This is a genomic window from uncultured Abiotrophia sp., from assembly GCF_938010525.1.
Taxonomy (GTDB): domain Bacteria; phylum Bacillota; class Bacilli; order Lactobacillales; family Aerococcaceae; genus Abiotrophia.
This window is the reverse complement of the sequence record NZ_CALLVK010000023.1, coordinates 63543-78799: the sequence shown is the minus strand read 5'-3', so window position 1 is coordinate 78799 and position 15257 is coordinate 63543. Positions and strand designations below refer to the sequence as shown.

Here is a 15257-nt window from a genome sequence, read left to right as displayed (position 1 = left end):
TTTGTATACAAGGATAAGAAAAAGCCTCGTCATAGACGAGGCATAAAAATACTTTATTGACCTGTTCCTGGTGTTCCCTGACCACTACCCGATCCTTGCGCTGGTGGCGTGACCGGTTGAACTGGTTGTGTTGGTTGAACTGGCGTAGTAGGTTGCTCAGTATTTTCTGGCGGAACTGTCGGTTGGACAGGATCCGGTTGAACTGGTTGTGGTGTAACCGGCTCTTCATAATAATACTCAGTGGCTGGTGCTACTGGATTATAATACTCATTCTGCCGAAAGTTTTGCGCATTATCCTGTGTTTGGGATACTTGCTGCAGTTCTTCTGCTGTAAACCCAGTTGGATACTGGTTGATAATCAACTTAGAAGTCTTAGACACGGTCGCAGTAGTCGTTCCCCCTGTGTCTCCAAGAGGATCATGGAGTTGACTAGCACTAATTGGTGTTAAGCCTGAATTCAGACGCAACTCATTGGCCACCTTGAGGCGGGATGAGAGTGGCGCATAGTAATAGTAAATCTCATTCAAGATCAAATCTTCCAAATTTTCAAAACGAATAGCCGTGATATTTTGGAGGGCTGGTGAGTATTTCTGATAGATATTGAGGGCTTGCTTGAGATCTAGGTTAGTTTGGACGTTCTTGGCCACTACTTCCAATAATTGTGGGTAGTTGGCAATCGCCCCAACATTGGAGAGCTTATCAACCAAGGCCTTAATCACGAGTTTTTGCCGGTTTTGACGCCCTGTCTCCCCTTCGGGATCATCATAGCGCATCCGAGCAAAGTTCATAGCATTCCAACCATCGACATGCTTGGTTTCGCCTGCTACGAAGCTTGATTCTTGATAGGTAAAGGTTATTGGGCTAGTAACATCAATCCCACCTACCGCATCAATCAACTGTTCCAGACCTTGCATATTGACTACGGCATAGTAGTCAATTGGCACATTGAGGAAGTTTTGCACGGTATCAATGGTTAAGTCGACTCCACCGAAGGCAAAGGCATGGTTAATCTTATCTTGTCCATGACCCTGAATATCGGTGTAGACGTCACGCGGGATGCTGAGCATCTTAGTAGTGCGTGTCTTTGGATTCAAGGACAAAATAATCATGGAGTCAGAACGCCCTACATAGCCCTTGCTAGTATCACGTCCACGACCATCATCGTCTGTCCCAAGTAAGAGAATATTAATCGGATCGCCGGTTTCAATAGAAGCTTCTTTTGGCCGAATCTTCTTAACCTCTACGGTACCACTCTTCCCAATCTCAGTCGAATTTTGACTGACTTGATTAGCAAGGTGGTTAATATCCCATAACATTTTGGCCGCATAGGCAGCACCTGCTAAGAGCACTAAGAAGAAGAAGACAAGAAACCAGCGACCTAGTCCCCATTTTTTCTTAGAACCGTGCAGCTCGCTACGCGATTGTTTTACTTTATTAGTCATTCCATCACATTCCTTAATTATTTTCCAACTTCTCTTGTAACTGTTGGAGCAAGACATGCTGGCTGTCGGCGTCTAGATTGACAATTGACATAGGAGCTTCCGTCATATGACTGAAGTAACCCGCCCGGAACAAGTCCAAAAATTCATCAAAAGTCATATCTGTCCGGATGGCTTCTTGCAGAAGCGCAACTTCCTTGTCTAAACTTGGCACTTTCTGCCAATTAGCTAGGTGATTGATAATTCCTTCTAAGACATCCATTTGTCTTTGACCTTGACTGAGAGAGGTCTCATCCGTCTGACGAGCCAAATAAACATAGACTTCACGCCCTGTCAATTTCACCTCTTGGCCCTTGGCCAAGAGCCGATTTTCCAAGACAAAATCTTGCTTAGGCACTAAGGTAACGCCACCCAATCGATCAATTAGGGGACGAAGCTTAGAAAACCTGACTTCTATTGTATAATCAATCGGCACATTAAGCAACTCATGTGTTGCTTTTTCAATTGATTGTAATGGTTTCATCATGAAAACTTGACCTAATTTACCAGCTGGTAGACTAGCCCCTTCCTTAAGCGTGGATTCACTCGGAATCTGTAGGCGGGTGCTCTCTCCTTGCCCTACTTCTAGCAGACTGAGGCTAATCAAACGCGTCTCCTCTGAAACCAAACGTCCCGATTCATTATCATCCACACCTAGCCACAAGAGGGTGAGTGGTTTACGCTCTCGAATACGCTCTGGTAAGCTCGATTCAGCATTAGCTGGGCTACTTGCCACTTCAACCAAAGGTTCATAGGCTGAACTAATATTTCGTAATACAAAACTTACATAGAAGAAACAAACTACTCCAATAATCATCAAGAAGAAGATAATCAGCACTAACAGGCGACTACGCCGATAGTTACGATTATCGTACTCATAATAGGAAGAAGGCATTGACCGTTTTGTACGTCTTTCTTTCAAAACAGTCCTCCATCTTATGCTTGAGAGATAACATCATAACCTTGTGGGTTTTCTTTCTGCCATTTCCAAGAATCCCGGCACATATCGACCAAGTTTCGTTGAGCGTACCAGCCCAAGAGTTGGTTAGCCCGGCTAGCATCAGAATAGCAGGTTGCCACATCACCAGGACGGCGATTGACAATCTTGTAATTGACCTTAATGCCATTGGCTTCTTCGAAGGCTTTGATTAAGTCCAAGACACTATAACCCTCGCCGGTCCCTAGGTTATAGATTTCGACCCCTTTGACCGTCAAGTTGCGATCTAAGGCCTTGAGGTGACCTAGAGACAAGTCTACTACGTGAATATAGTCGCGAACCCCAGTCCCATCAGGCGTTGGGTAGTCATTCCCGAAGACACTAAGAGCAGGCAATTTACCAACCGCTACCTGGGTAATATAAGGCATTAAGTTATTAGGAATCCCTTGTGGGTCTTCACCAATACGGCCAGAGGCATGGGCCCCAATTGGGTTAAAGTAGCGCAGGATAGTAATGGACCAGTCTGGATCAGAAACAGCTAAGTCACGGAAAATCTGCTCTTTCATCACCATGGTTGAGCCATAAGGGCTGTTAGCAGTATGAGTCGGCATATCTTCGGTTAAAGGCGACGGATTATTGAGCCCATAGACAGTTGCCGAACTAGAGAAGACGATATGTTTCACGCCAAATTCATTCATAACTTCCACTAAGGCGATGGCACCACCTACGTTATTGTGGTAATACTTGATCGGCTCCGCAACGGATTCCCCTACCGCCTTATAGCCTGAGAAATGAATGACTGCTTGAATATCATTTTCCTTGAAGACTTGGCGCATGGCGTCCTTGTCTAAAACATCCACTTGGTAAAAAGCAAAGTCCTTACCTGAGATTTGGCGAATACGATTTAATACTTCTGGTTTAGAATTAGAAAAATTATCAACAATTACAACTTCATGGCCAGCAGCTAATAATTCCACGACGGTATGACTACCGATATAACCTGCCCCACCTGTTACGAGAATTGCCATAGGAACACCCCTATTACATATTTTTATTGAACAGTCTCATTATAGCACATTTTAAGGCCAAGAGAGAGTCCTAAATCAGAATTTTATAGTTTTTTTAGATTTAGTTACCAGATAGTAACGCTCTTATCTTCCAAGCTACGAAAGGGTTTATGAGCAACTTCAAAATATTGTGATAATTATTGAGATATTTATTTGCACCCCACCCTTGGTCCCCCCCTTGTTCCAAAGCCGATATAAGAAAAGAGGCTGAAAGCAAGCTTTCAACCCCTTAATCTAATTATTCTAAATTCTCAGCAATGTTTAAGAGATAGTCACGGAGACCCTCTTTGATTTCTGGGTGCTTGAGCCCATACTCAATACTCATTTCCAAGAAACCTAACTTATTACCAATATCGTAACGTTTGCCATCAAAACGTTTAGCAAAGACTCTTTGGGTCTTGTTAAGGGTATCAATCGCATCCGTCAACTGAATTTCGCCACCTGCACCAGGCGCTTGATTCTCAAGAATTTCAAAAATCTCCGGCGTCAACAAGTAGCGACCAATAATGGCTAGGTCACTTGGGGCATCCTCTGGCTTAGGTTTTTCTACAAAGTATTCTACATTGTAAATCCCATCTTCTAGCTCACGCTCAGGTGCAATAATCCCGTACTTAGACGTCTCTTCATGAGGCACTTCCATGACTGCAATGTTAGAAGCATGTGTCTTCTCATAGACATCAATCAATTGTTTGGTTAGAGGCTCCTGAGCCTGCATAATGTCATCCCCAAGCATAACCACAAAAGGTTCATTGCCTACAAAGGCCTTAGCTTGCAGAATGGCATGGCCCAAACCCATAGGATAGGACTGACGAACGAAGAAAAGGTTGACATTGGTTGGCTTGACCAATTCCAGTAAGGCGTCCTTGCCCTGCTTACGCAAGTGTTCTTCCAATTCAATGTTGGAATCGAAGTGGTCTTCAATTGGACGTTTGCTCTTACCAGTGACGATTAGGATATCTTCAATACCAGCTTCAATAGCTTCTTCCACAATAAATTGGATGGTTGGTTTATCCACGATTGGTAACATTTCCTTAGCCATGGCCTTGGTGGCTGGCAGGAAGCGCGTCCCATAACCTGCGGCTGGAATGACAGCTTTCTTAACTTTTACCATTTCCCTTACTCCTTTTCATGAAGTTTAATGGCCTAAGGCCTATTCTGAAGGTACTTCAACGGAGAGACTCGCCTCTACCTGTTCTAAGCGCGACTCCATTTCTTCGATACGACTATTGAGGCTTTCAATTTCAGCCGTCTTCTTCTTCATCGGCAATTGAAAGAGTTGATTGAAGGCGTAGATGGCTACAAAGAGGAAAGCCACTAGGCCTAGCATATAGACCCAACCACTACGGGTCAGGCGCCGATTAATTTTACGGCTGAGGTCTTGGCTTGCATCGTGTGTCGGCATCTTTTACATCCTCTCTGGCTTAGTAGGCCCATTCGCCTTTGCGGAAGATAGGGACGCGGGTCCCATCTGCCTTAATCCCATCAATATCCATGTGCTCATTCCCAATCATAAAGTCCACGTGGACAATGGATCGGTTGAGACCTGCTTGTGCCAATTCTTCTTGACTCATGTCAGTCCCACCTTGTACCGAGGTTGCATAGGCTTGCCCGATTGCTAAGTGGTTGGAGGCATTTTCGTCGAAAAGGGTATTGAAGAAGGTAATACCTGATTGAGAGATTGGCGTTTGGTGCGCTACGAGGGCAACTTCCCCTAGGCCACGCGCCCCTTCATTTTCTTCTACAAGGCGTTTGAGCGTTTCTTCCCCTTTTTCAGCTGATACTTCCACAATTTGACCGTCCTTGAAGGTAAACTTCATGCCTTCGATAACCGTCCCACCGTAAGCCAGCGGCTTAGAGCTTGAAACATAGCCTTCAGCCCGACGGAAATCAGGTGCTGTGAAGACTTCTTCTGTTGGCATGTTAGCAATGAAGATTTCACCTTTACGGTTAAGCGAACCAGCGCTTTCCCAGACATGGTTTTTAGGTAAGCCCAAGATTAAGTCAGTCCCTGGCCCCGTATAGTGAAGGGCATCAAATTGCGTATCGTTCAAGAACTTAGCTTTCTGATCTAAGGTTGCAACATGTTGATCCCAAGCAGCGATTGGATCATCAGCATAGATACGGTTAGCCTTGAAGATAGCATCCCAGAGGGCATCTACTTGTTCTTGGCTTGAGCCCAAGTCAGGAAAGACGACTGCCGCCCAAGCAGGTGCAGCCCCTGCCACTACTAACCAACTCACTTCGTTAGCTTGAATAGCCGTTGACACATGCGCAATAGCCGAACGCAAGGCACGTTGTGACGCACTAATTTTCTGTGCATCTAAGCCAGATAAGTTGTTAGGGTCAGTCGAACGCAAAGCAAGGCGCTTAGCACGTTTATCCAAGAAGTACTCCGCTTTGGCAACGGCATAGTCAGGTACCTCACACAAGCTTTCAGTGCTTTCGTATTCGTATTTGAGACGGGTCAGGGTATCATCAGAAAAGTCAACGGCAACATTGGCTGCCCCTGCTTCATAGGCTTGCTTGACCAAGAGGTGAGTCAATTGAATTTGGTTAACATCGGTATTGATGTGGACATAATCCCCAGTCCCCACGTTCAAGCCCTTCTTGATTAAGAGATGGGCGTATTTGGCTAATAATTCATCAAAATTTGCTAAAGTCATAAGTTCCTCCTTGTATCTATCTTATTATTAATTGTCAGCTAAAGCGTCGGCTAAATCTTGCGCCAGACGTTCTAATTCGGTCACGGCCTCATCTTCCGGGTAGAGGTTAACCTTGACGCTAGCGCCAGCTTGGCGAGCTCCTGCTTTCTTGAATTGTTCTTCCAGGGTATCAACTGCCCCACAGAAGACTTCATAGAACTCATCCCCAGAACCAAAGACCCCAAAGACCTTACCTGATAAGTCTAATTGACCTAAGTCTTCAGAAAAGTCTAACATTTCATCAGGCAAGACACCGTCCACACCATAGGTATAAGCCCCAGCGATACAGCAATCATAGTCTTCAAAGTCCGCTGCTTCGGCTTGCATGACATCATGTAGGGTGACCTCAACCCCGTGTCCTTCTAGTGCTTCCGCCAAAATATCCGCACAGGCCTCAGTGTTTCCGGTCAAGCTTGCATAAATAATTAATGCTTGTGGCAACTAACCCGCCTCCTTCATCTCAATACTACTCTCTTATTATAACAAAGTTAGGCACAAAAATATACGCTAGCACTCATTTTTTATAGAGCTTACAAAAATAGTTAACAAGTAGACACCTTTTTTTGTCTCTTACGGGTAAACTAATAGTACTTAAAGTCCAAAAAGGGACTGGAACTTAGGTTCCAGCCCCTCACACTTATGGTTGGTTTGGCTTGTAGCTTTCAATCGTTGAGCGTGTGGCTTCTCTCATTTCAAAATAAGCATTCATCACGTCCCGGGCAATTCGGGTGGAATCACGACCGGTTGCATCTGCTGGTAGATAGGGTAAGACCACGCTGACCGCAATCTCAGGCTTATCATAAGGCGCATAACCGATATAAGTGGCGTTAACCACTGGATTATTAGCCGCGTATTGAATAGGTCCAGCATAGAAGGCTTCGTCCGTCCCGGTCTTAGACCCAACCTTGATAGGGTAATTCATGAAGAGGTAATGAGCTGACCCGTCCATTGTATGGGAAACTTGATACATCCCTTCATGAATCCGGTCCATAACAGATTTTTCAACTGGCACTACGTTCATGACCTTAGGTTCAATTGTCGTTTCTACTCCACCTAAGTGACCATTGGCATCTGTATTGCGGATTTCCTTAACCAAACGTGGCGCATAACGAACCCCACCGTTGGCAATGACGCTAGCATATTGAACCAGTTGCAGCGGCGTATACAAGTCAAACTGCCCAAAAGACAAGAACAAGATGTTAACCAGTTGTTCTGACTCAGGTAAGTATCCAACAGACTCGCTCGGAATATCAATCCCAGTCTTAGTTCCTAAACCAAACTCGGCAAAGTACTCACGCATGGTATCCAAAGTCTTAGGATCGATATCCAACTTACCGTCCTTAGTATATTCGTTCTGTCCACCCATTCTCATGGCGGTCTTAATCATGTAGATGTTGGAAGATTTTTGCAAGGCTTCAATATCATTAATATTGACTTGACCCGTACGGTTGAAGACGGAACTCTTTTCAGCAGAGCCCTGGAACTTCATTGGTTCATCCAAGATGGTATTATTATTTAGGCTGAGCGCGCCCGACATGTAACCCATAGCCACCATGGCAGGCTTAACCGAAGACCCCATACCATAGGAGGTGTTGAGAGTCCCCAAGGTGTCATCTTCGATGGTATCATAATCATAAGAGTCGGTCGCTTGGTTGTATTTGAATCGTTTACCAACCAGAGCTAAAACATCCCCATTATTGGGGTTAAGCACTGCAATGTAAACCCGATCGTTCAAACCACGGTTTTCAATTTTCTTAAGCGAGCTTTCGGCAATCTCTTCTAATTTCTTCTGGAAATCGATGTCCATGGTCATGACTAAGTTGTCACCCTTGGAGCCTTCGTAGACGACTTGTTTAGCCAAGACATCATCGGAAGAGTCGGTTACAATCTTAGATACCGACTTTGCACCATGTAAAACGTCTTCGTATTGTTTTTCTAGATAACTGATCCCTACCCGGTCATTCATGGCATAGCCACGCGCTAGGTACATTGAGGCTAATTCACTTGGGAGACCGCGTTGTTCTGAAGATACTTGACCCAAGATAGAACGCATCATTTCCCCTTGTGGGTAGACCCGTTGCCAATCCGTCCCAATCTGAATACCTGGCAATTCACTTAAATGTTCACTGACCCGAGCAATTTCATCAGGCGTTACATTCTTATTTTTGACGGTAACTGTTGAAAGCGAGAAAGCACTATTCATACGTTTGAAAAGGGCAATTATCTTAAGTTCGGACTCTGAATATTGAATATCATCTTCAGTTACAGCGGCTAGTTGAGCCTCATAGGCTTCTGAACCAGCTAATTTACGTTGTTCAGCTGTTAAACGGCCATTGACGGTATCGGGATTAGTCACAACGAAATAATCTTTCCGGTCCCGCTCGGTTACTTCTTGCGTTGGAACATCAACCAAAGAGGCTAATCGACGTGCAACTGCAATAATATCCTTGGCTTGAACTTTAGAATCACTGTCACGGGTATAAAGAATAGCCCGTTCAGGCTGGTTACCGACCAGGACTTTCCCATTGCTATCGTAAATCATCCCTCGTGGAACAGAACCTGTCGAAGTAGTGGACTCGGTCCGTTCAACCATTCGTTTGAACATTTGCCCATTATAGAGTTGGATATAGCCCAAGCGTACGAAAAGGGCCGCAAAACATAAAAAGGAAATCATTAATAGAAGGTTCAAACGAAAGGGAATATGGGATTTATTCTTCGGTTTCTTTAACTTATAACGTGGCATTTCAGCACTCCATTCCCTTCATAATATTCTAAGCTTCTCTATTATACCAAAAGAATTCATCAAAAGATAATAGTTCATCATAAATCCATAAAAAAAGCTAAAAAGCCGCCTCATTAAAAGGTGCTATTAAAGCCAAAATTTGGTAAAATAGATAAGAATGCTAGAAAATTTGGAGGTATTTATGAGCCAGCACGTGAACCAGCACGCCATGCCTCGCTTGGCCCGCTATAAACCCTATCTACTTAACCTTGGCCTGACAACACTTATTTTAATGGGCTTAGCCATCTTCAAAGGATTTACCCCTTTCGGCTCCAATTCCATGCTAACTATCGACTTGGGCCAACAGTATATCGACTTCTTCAGTCTCTTCCGGCAGACTCTGACTCAGACGCCAGAGCAATTCCTCTATAGCTTCCAAAAGGGCTACGGGGGAGAAATGATTGGGGTATGGGCTTATTATCTTATGAGTCCCTTTAACCTGATTTTACTGCTTTTCGACGAACAACATCTGGCTGCAGCAGTTACCCTCTTAACTTATCTCAAATTGGCAGGAGCCAGCCTGACCTTCTTCTACTTTGCTCGCAAGAAATATCAGACTAATACCGTTATGGGCAGTCTCTTTGCTAATGCCTATGCCTTAATGAGCTATACCTTTACCTATATGCTCAACATCATGTGGTTCGACGTCTTAGTCTTCCTGCCACTGATTGCCCTAGGTCTAGACCGCATCATGACTCAACGTCGCAGCAAGCTCTATGTTATCATGTTGGCCGTCAGCCTGATTTCCAACTACTACATTGGCTTTATGATGTGTATCTTCCTAGCCTTCTATGCCGGCTATGTCATCTTCGAGAAGTTCCCTAAAGTGACCATTAAATCCTTTATCCAACACTATAGTGACTTCGTCATCCAGTCTCTGATGGGAGCTGCCATTAGTGCCATGATGTTGATTCCCACCTTCATGGCCTTGCTCAGCAGTAAGGCAACCCACACCAAGACCGACTGGAACTGGGATGTGGCCCATAATCTAGAGGCGATTGGTTCCAAACTTTTCCTTGGCTCTTTCGTTTTCGACGAAATTAAGAAAGGTTCGCCAAACCTCTACTCTTCTATCTTGGTCAGTCTCTTCGTAGTCTACTACTTCTTCATCCGCAAGATTCGTTGGCAAGAAAAGATCGCGGCCATCGTGGTCTTGATTCCTTTCTATTTAGGTTTCCACTTCAAGATTTTTGACCGCTTGTGGCACGGTGGCCAGTTTCCAATCTGGTACCACTTCCGTTTCTCCTTCTTGACCACCTTCTTCCTCATCATTTTGGCCCTAAAAGCCTTCCAAAATCGCCGTCAGGCCTTAGCCTACTGGCAAAGCATTCTGATGATTGTGAGTGTCACGGTTTACACCTACTATTACTACGGACGGATGTCAGACTATAAATTCCTTAAGTTGAATGCCCTCTACCTTGATTTTAGTAACCTAGGCGCAACCAAGATTGAAGCTAACTTGCTCTTAAGCTTAATTTTTGCCCTCTTGATTATTTTAGTCCTTCACTTCGAATTTCTCCATCCTAAGCTCATGCAAGTAGCCTTACTAGCGGTTGTAGCCTGCGAGATTTTCACTAATGGCGCCTTGATTCTCCAAGAATTAAGCTATGTTCAACTTTCTAAGTTTAACGACTATGTAGCGATTTTAGACCAGTCTCTTACAGGCCTCCGAAACCCATCTGATGACTTCTACCGAATTCATACCACCTATCAACGTTCTAAGAACGAAGCTATGTACACCCATTTCAATGGCATGAACCACTTTGGCTCCACCATAGATGCCAACGCGCCTAAGCTCTTTGGCTATTTGGGACTACCTCAGACTTCTGGGGTTGTAGAGTATACTAACGGGACCCTCTTCACCGATGACCTTTTCAATATCCGCTATCTCTTGGATCCTTCCAAAGATACAGCAGCCAATACCTTGCCTGATCAGTATAAACTTTACCAAGTGGCAACTGATCTGGATATTCAGGCTTATCCGACCATTGATAGTCAACCTCGCTATGTTGTCCACGAAAACACGGAACGTTTAGGTTTGGGGATTGAAGTCTCTAATCAATTAACCTCTGAAAGTAACCCCTTGGTGAATCACCAACCTATTCAAAACCAAGAATACTTACTCAGTCTAGTTGACTATAAGGGAGCGGGCCAACCTTACTTTACCGAACACGAACTCAAGGAAGAAACGCCCGTCAATGTGACTATTACTAACCGAGGCGATGGAGACTACTTAACCTACTCACGTAATAGCGAATCTAGCAACAGTGAACTGACGAAATCTAAGTCATCTCACTACTTCAGTTTCCGCTTCAATACAACTAGCGAAAATCCTTACTACTTCACCCTTCCTAGCCAATATGATGGTGAGAAGACCAAGCTAGATCTTAACAGCGAAGCCTACCACTTCTATGGGACCTTCTCCTATCGTCAAATCACTAACGCATCCTACAAGAAAATTCAGGATAATCAAGAACTCAAGGTTCGTCTTGAAAAACCAGAATTGAAAGCTAACCTACCAAAACTCTACGAGTTTGATAAGGCACGCTATGATGCGATGATTGCTAGCAAACAGGACCATCTCTTTAAAGTAACGAGCTTCAAACACAATAAGATTACGGGTACCATTAATACAGAACAAGAAGAAGGCTATCTGCTCTTCACCATCCCTTACGACAAGCACTGGCGCATTACGGATAATGGCCAACCTGTCCAAGGCATCTCAGTTTTGAATGACACCCTACTCGCTATTCCAATTAAGAAGGGTGACCACACCATTACCCTTCACTACTTCCCAATGCCTGTATGGATTGGCTTAGCTGTCAGTCTCTTAGGTATTGCAGCCTTCGTCTTAGACCAGACTTGGCTTAAAAAGTACCGCAAACCATTGGAAATTGCTAGCGTCTAACTATTTAAAAAGTCCGCCATCTGGCGGACTTTTTATTTGTCTGTGAAAAAAATGTGGCTGGAAGACTTCCGGCCACGTACTTTTTTTATCTTATTCTTGGAAAAGTCCACCTAAAGCCACTTGAGCTTCTTCGTTAGTCTCAGGTGCTTCGCCAATCTTATAGTGAGCCCGAACACGAGCTTCGATTTCTGCTTGTACTTCTGGGTTGTCCAAGAGGTATTGTTTAGCAGCTTCACGACCTTGCCCAATACGAGCCTCGCCGTAGGAGTACCAAGAGCCTGCCTTGTTAACAATATCCAAATCAGCAGCCATATCGACTAGCTCGCCCACCTTAGAAATCCCTTTACCGTAGACAATATCCACTAAGGCTTCCTTAAATGGTGGCGCCACCTTATTCTTAACAACCTTGATTTTTGCACGGCTACCAATCACTTCGCTACCGTTCTTAATCAACTCAGCCTTACGCACTTCTAAACGAACAGTTGAGTAGAATTTGAGGGCACGTCCACCTGGTGTCGTCTCAGGGTTCCCGAACATAATCCCTACTTTTTCACGCAATTGGTTGATGAAGAAGCAGATGGTTTTGGTCTTATTGACATTACCGGATAATTTACGAAGCGCTTGGGACATAAGACGAGCTTGTAAGCCGACATGGGCATCCCCCATCTCCCCATCGATTTCAGCGCGTGGTACCAAGGCTGCAACCGAGTCAATGACAATGATGTCAACCGCCCCTGAAGTTACCAAGGCATCAGCGATAGCCAAACCTTGTTCACCTGTATCTGGTTGGGACAAGAGCAATTCATCAATGTTAACCCCTAAAGCGGCAGCATAATCTGGGTCCAAGGCATGCTCAGCATCAATGAAGGCAGCCAAGCCCCCTTGTTTTTGTACTTCGGCAATGGCATGAAGGGCCACAGTAGTCTTACCAGAAGACTCTGGACCATAACATTCAATAATTCGGCCTCGTGGATAGCCACCTACCCCTAAGGCAATATCTAAAGCCAGGGAACCTGACGGAATGGTCGAAATTTTGGTGTCGACTTTTTCACCCAGACGCATGATGGAGCCCTTACCAAAGCTTTTTTCAATATCTTTTAGGGCCTTATCTAGGGCTTTTTTGCGATCTTCATTCATTCTTTAACATCTCCTCTTTCTTAACTCTTCTATAGTTTACCTAAAATCTCGACAAAAAGCAAGCAAAATAAGAACATTTGTTCTGATTCTTTTATTCTAGCTCACCTGCTTGTTCAAGAGGCTTAAGCCTTCATAGACGACAATGCTAGCCTGAACCTCGTAAGGTCGCTTGCCTAGATAGACCGGTCGCTCTAGGCGCTGGCCTGAAGGTGTAATCAAAATCAACATTGCCTCTTCCTGATTTAGCTGATAGTTGACTAAGCAGAAAGTGTCTTGTGCTAAGTCTTGACTGAGAGAGGCTAAGCTAGTTTCTAGGTTTGCTTCAGTCACTTCTTGAATATAGCCTCGCTGGTAGACAGCCGCCTCAGGATCTTGATGGCGTAGACGACTAGCTAGTTGACCATAGGTAAAGCCTTCTAAACTTACTAGTCGCTGACCTTGATCTGCCATTTTTCCTAAGACATAGCCCGCAAAATCAAAGTCTTCCCCCTGCCCCATATAATAATCGCCAGCCAAGCCAATAAGCTCCTGAGCCAAGGCCTGGTTAAGGGCATGAGCGTCTTGAGAGGTCGCAGCATTGGCCGTTAAGCGCACCACGATATGACGCGGCTTAGCATAGAGACCTAGGGTAGGATTGCTTTGCTCTGCAATGGGTTGAGCCAAAATTTGAGCTAGTTTGGATTCCCCAATGCCAAAGAAATTAAGATAGAGCGACTCCATGGCCTCTTGCTTGCCTAGCTGTTTAGCTAACTCTGGTAGGACCTCTTGCTTAAGCATTTGATTCATTTCATAGGGCGGGCCCGGCAAGAGAATGTAGGTCACCCCTTCATGTTGGTAGACAGAACCACATGCTAAGCCATAGGCATTCCACAGGGCCTTTCCCCCTTTTAAAGTAAGAACCTGCAGCAAGTCAATTGGTACACATTCCCGCCCCTCATGAGCTAAATGCTGGTTTAACTTAGCCAGTTGGCGCGGATCCTCTTCTAAGGTCGTCCCAACAAAGGCCGCCACTACTTGCTTGGTAATATCATCATGAGTAGGGCCCAGACCACCAGTTAAAATGACCAAGTCTGAACGCGAATGCGCTAGCGCTAAGGCTTGGCTAATACGCTCCCAGTTATCCCCTACTGTCTGCTGATAATAGGTGCCGATGCCAATGGCTAATAATTGCTTAGCAATATCACTAGCATTACTGTTGACCACATACCCCATCAAAAGTTCTGTTCCGACTGAAATAAGTTCTGCCTTCATCATACCCCTCCTTATATATATAGACCAAAAGCCTAGCTGTCGCATTTTTTTAGTAGGACTTTTTCACTTCTTCTATTATAGACCATCTCTTAAGCCTTAGGCTAGTGGGATTGCTTAGGGTTTAACGCTTTATACATATTTTATAAGTCAGCCAATCAACCCCTTCTAAAGCCATATAAAAAGCACCTAGCTAACTAGGTGCTTGAAACTTAGTTTTCAAGATAAATTTCCTGAGGTCTTAAGGCTTGATTGGCCTTCCAGTTAGCCACTAAGAAGTCTGCTAAAATCAGAGCCGCAATTAGGACCAGGCTGACTGCCAAATAAATCACCCAGAGTGGACTCCCCTTAATAAAAGGCGGTTCACTGAGCAAGCCATAATTGCCACCTGTCAGTATATTAACCAGTACTAAACCAGCATTAAGCGCAAAGGTGATGGCTGCAAGTTGCCAGCGCTTGAGTAGATTAGCTTGGTAATTTTTGAAGAGGTAGATGAGGGCATTGACCCACAAGGCATAGTGACCGACTAAGAAAGAAAAGCTGGTAACATGCGGAAAATCATAGGGGTCGAAAACCGGATAGACCAAGGCAAAGAAGGCACCACTAGCCCCTAGCAAGGCGAAATATTGCTTGAAACGAGATTTGCCCGGCCATAGAACCAAGGCAAACATTGCTAGACGACAATGATAAAGTGGCAAACTATTTGATATAGGCAGGGAATAAACCACGTACCAAGTATAGAGGACCGTCAACTGGATAATTTGTATAATTCGGAAGGTCTTAACATAGGCAGGATCGCCATATTTTCGTAAGCTAGTCCAACCGAGCACGACCAAAAGTCCGACAATAACCAAAAACCAACCCAAGGAAATGGCAGGCGGCGCGGACTGAGTAGTTGTCAAAAAATCTTTCATAGGCGAAAGGCCTCCTTATAACATGATTTTGCTAATCATATAATGTCACAGGTCTCTGAGCCATGTGTTCCTTTATTATACCCA

Annotated in this window: 12 protein-coding genes; 1 reads left to right on the top strand and 11 read right to left on the bottom strand. The window is 44.6% G+C overall.

The features are described from left to right. Positions 1-53: 53 nt before the first annotated feature. The 8 genes from Q0339_RS07615 to Q0339_RS07580 form a co-directional block, all read right to left on the bottom strand. Positions 54-1442 (bottom strand): LCP family protein, encoded by a 1389-nt coding sequence (locus tag Q0339_RS07615; protein WP_298078222.1) that lies wholly within the window; start codon positions 1440-1442, stop codon positions 54-56. A 13-nt stretch (positions 1443-1455) separates the two neighbouring features. Next, complete coding sequence (locus tag Q0339_RS07610) at positions 1456-2400, bottom strand: LCP family protein (RefSeq protein ID WP_298078221.1); 945 nt, start codon at positions 2398-2400, stop codon at positions 1456-1458. A gap of 14 nt (positions 2401-2414) precedes the next feature. Beyond that, positions 2415-3443: a UDP-glucose 4-epimerase GalE gene (galE, locus tag Q0339_RS07605; protein WP_298078220.1), complete on the bottom strand. Its 1029-nt coding sequence runs from the start codon at positions 3441-3443 to the stop codon at positions 2415-2417. Positions 3444-3720: 277 nt separating this feature from the next. Continuing rightward, the gene (gene galU / locus Q0339_RS07600; protein ID WP_298078219.1) at positions 3721-4593 is read right to left on the bottom strand and encodes a UTP--glucose-1-phosphate uridylyltransferase GalU; all 873 of its coding nucleotides are present in this window, start codon (positions 4591-4593) and stop codon (positions 3721-3723) included. Positions 4594-4632: 39 nt separating this feature from the next. Beyond that, on the bottom strand, positions 4633-4884 hold the full coding sequence (locus Q0339_RS07595) for a hypothetical protein (RefSeq protein WP_298078218.1): 252 nt from the start codon (positions 4882-4884) through the stop codon (positions 4633-4635). Positions 4885-4903: 19 nt separating this feature from the next. Then, positions 4904-6145, bottom strand: coding sequence for an aminopeptidase (locus Q0339_RS07590; RefSeq protein ID WP_298078217.1), 1242 nt, complete (start codon positions 6143-6145; stop codon positions 4904-4906). Positions 6146-6172: 27 nt separating this feature from the next. Next, complete coding sequence (locus Q0339_RS07585) at positions 6173-6625, bottom strand: flavodoxin (RefSeq protein WP_070755354.1); 453 nt, start codon at positions 6623-6625, stop codon at positions 6173-6175. A 196-nt stretch (positions 6626-6821) separates the two neighbouring features. Further along, positions 6822-8927 carry a penicillin-binding protein 2 gene (locus Q0339_RS07580; RefSeq protein ID WP_298078215.1) on the bottom strand — a complete coding sequence of 702 codons (2106 nt, stop codon included), beginning with the start codon at positions 8925-8927 and terminating at the stop codon, positions 6822-6824. Between the two features lie 181 nt (positions 8928-9108). Here Q0339_RS07580 and Q0339_RS07575 point away from each other — a divergent pair, with 181 nt between their 5' ends. Further along, positions 9109-11874: a YfhO family protein gene (locus Q0339_RS07575; RefSeq protein WP_298078214.1), complete on the top strand. Its 2766-nt coding sequence runs from the start codon at positions 9109-9111 to the stop codon at positions 11872-11874. 90 nt (positions 11875-11964) lie between these two features. On the opposite strand, the gene recA is transcribed toward Q0339_RS07575, so the two are convergent. From recA to Q0339_RS07560, 3 genes are all read right to left on the bottom strand, one after another. Then, positions 11965-13011 (bottom strand): recombinase RecA, encoded by a 1047-nt coding sequence (gene recA, locus Q0339_RS07570; protein ID WP_070755352.1) that lies wholly within the window; start codon positions 13009-13011, stop codon positions 11965-11967. A 96-nt stretch (positions 13012-13107) separates the two neighbouring features. Continuing rightward, entirely contained in the window at positions 13108-14262 is a 1155-nt protein-coding gene (locus Q0339_RS07565; RefSeq protein WP_298078213.1) for a molybdopterin-binding protein, read from the bottom strand. Between the two features lie 209 nt (positions 14263-14471). Beyond that, on the bottom strand, positions 14472-15173 hold the full coding sequence (locus Q0339_RS07560; RefSeq protein WP_298078212.1) for a TIGR02206 family membrane protein: 702 nt from the start codon (positions 15171-15173) through the stop codon (positions 14472-14474). Positions 15174-15257: the final 84 nt, after the last annotated feature.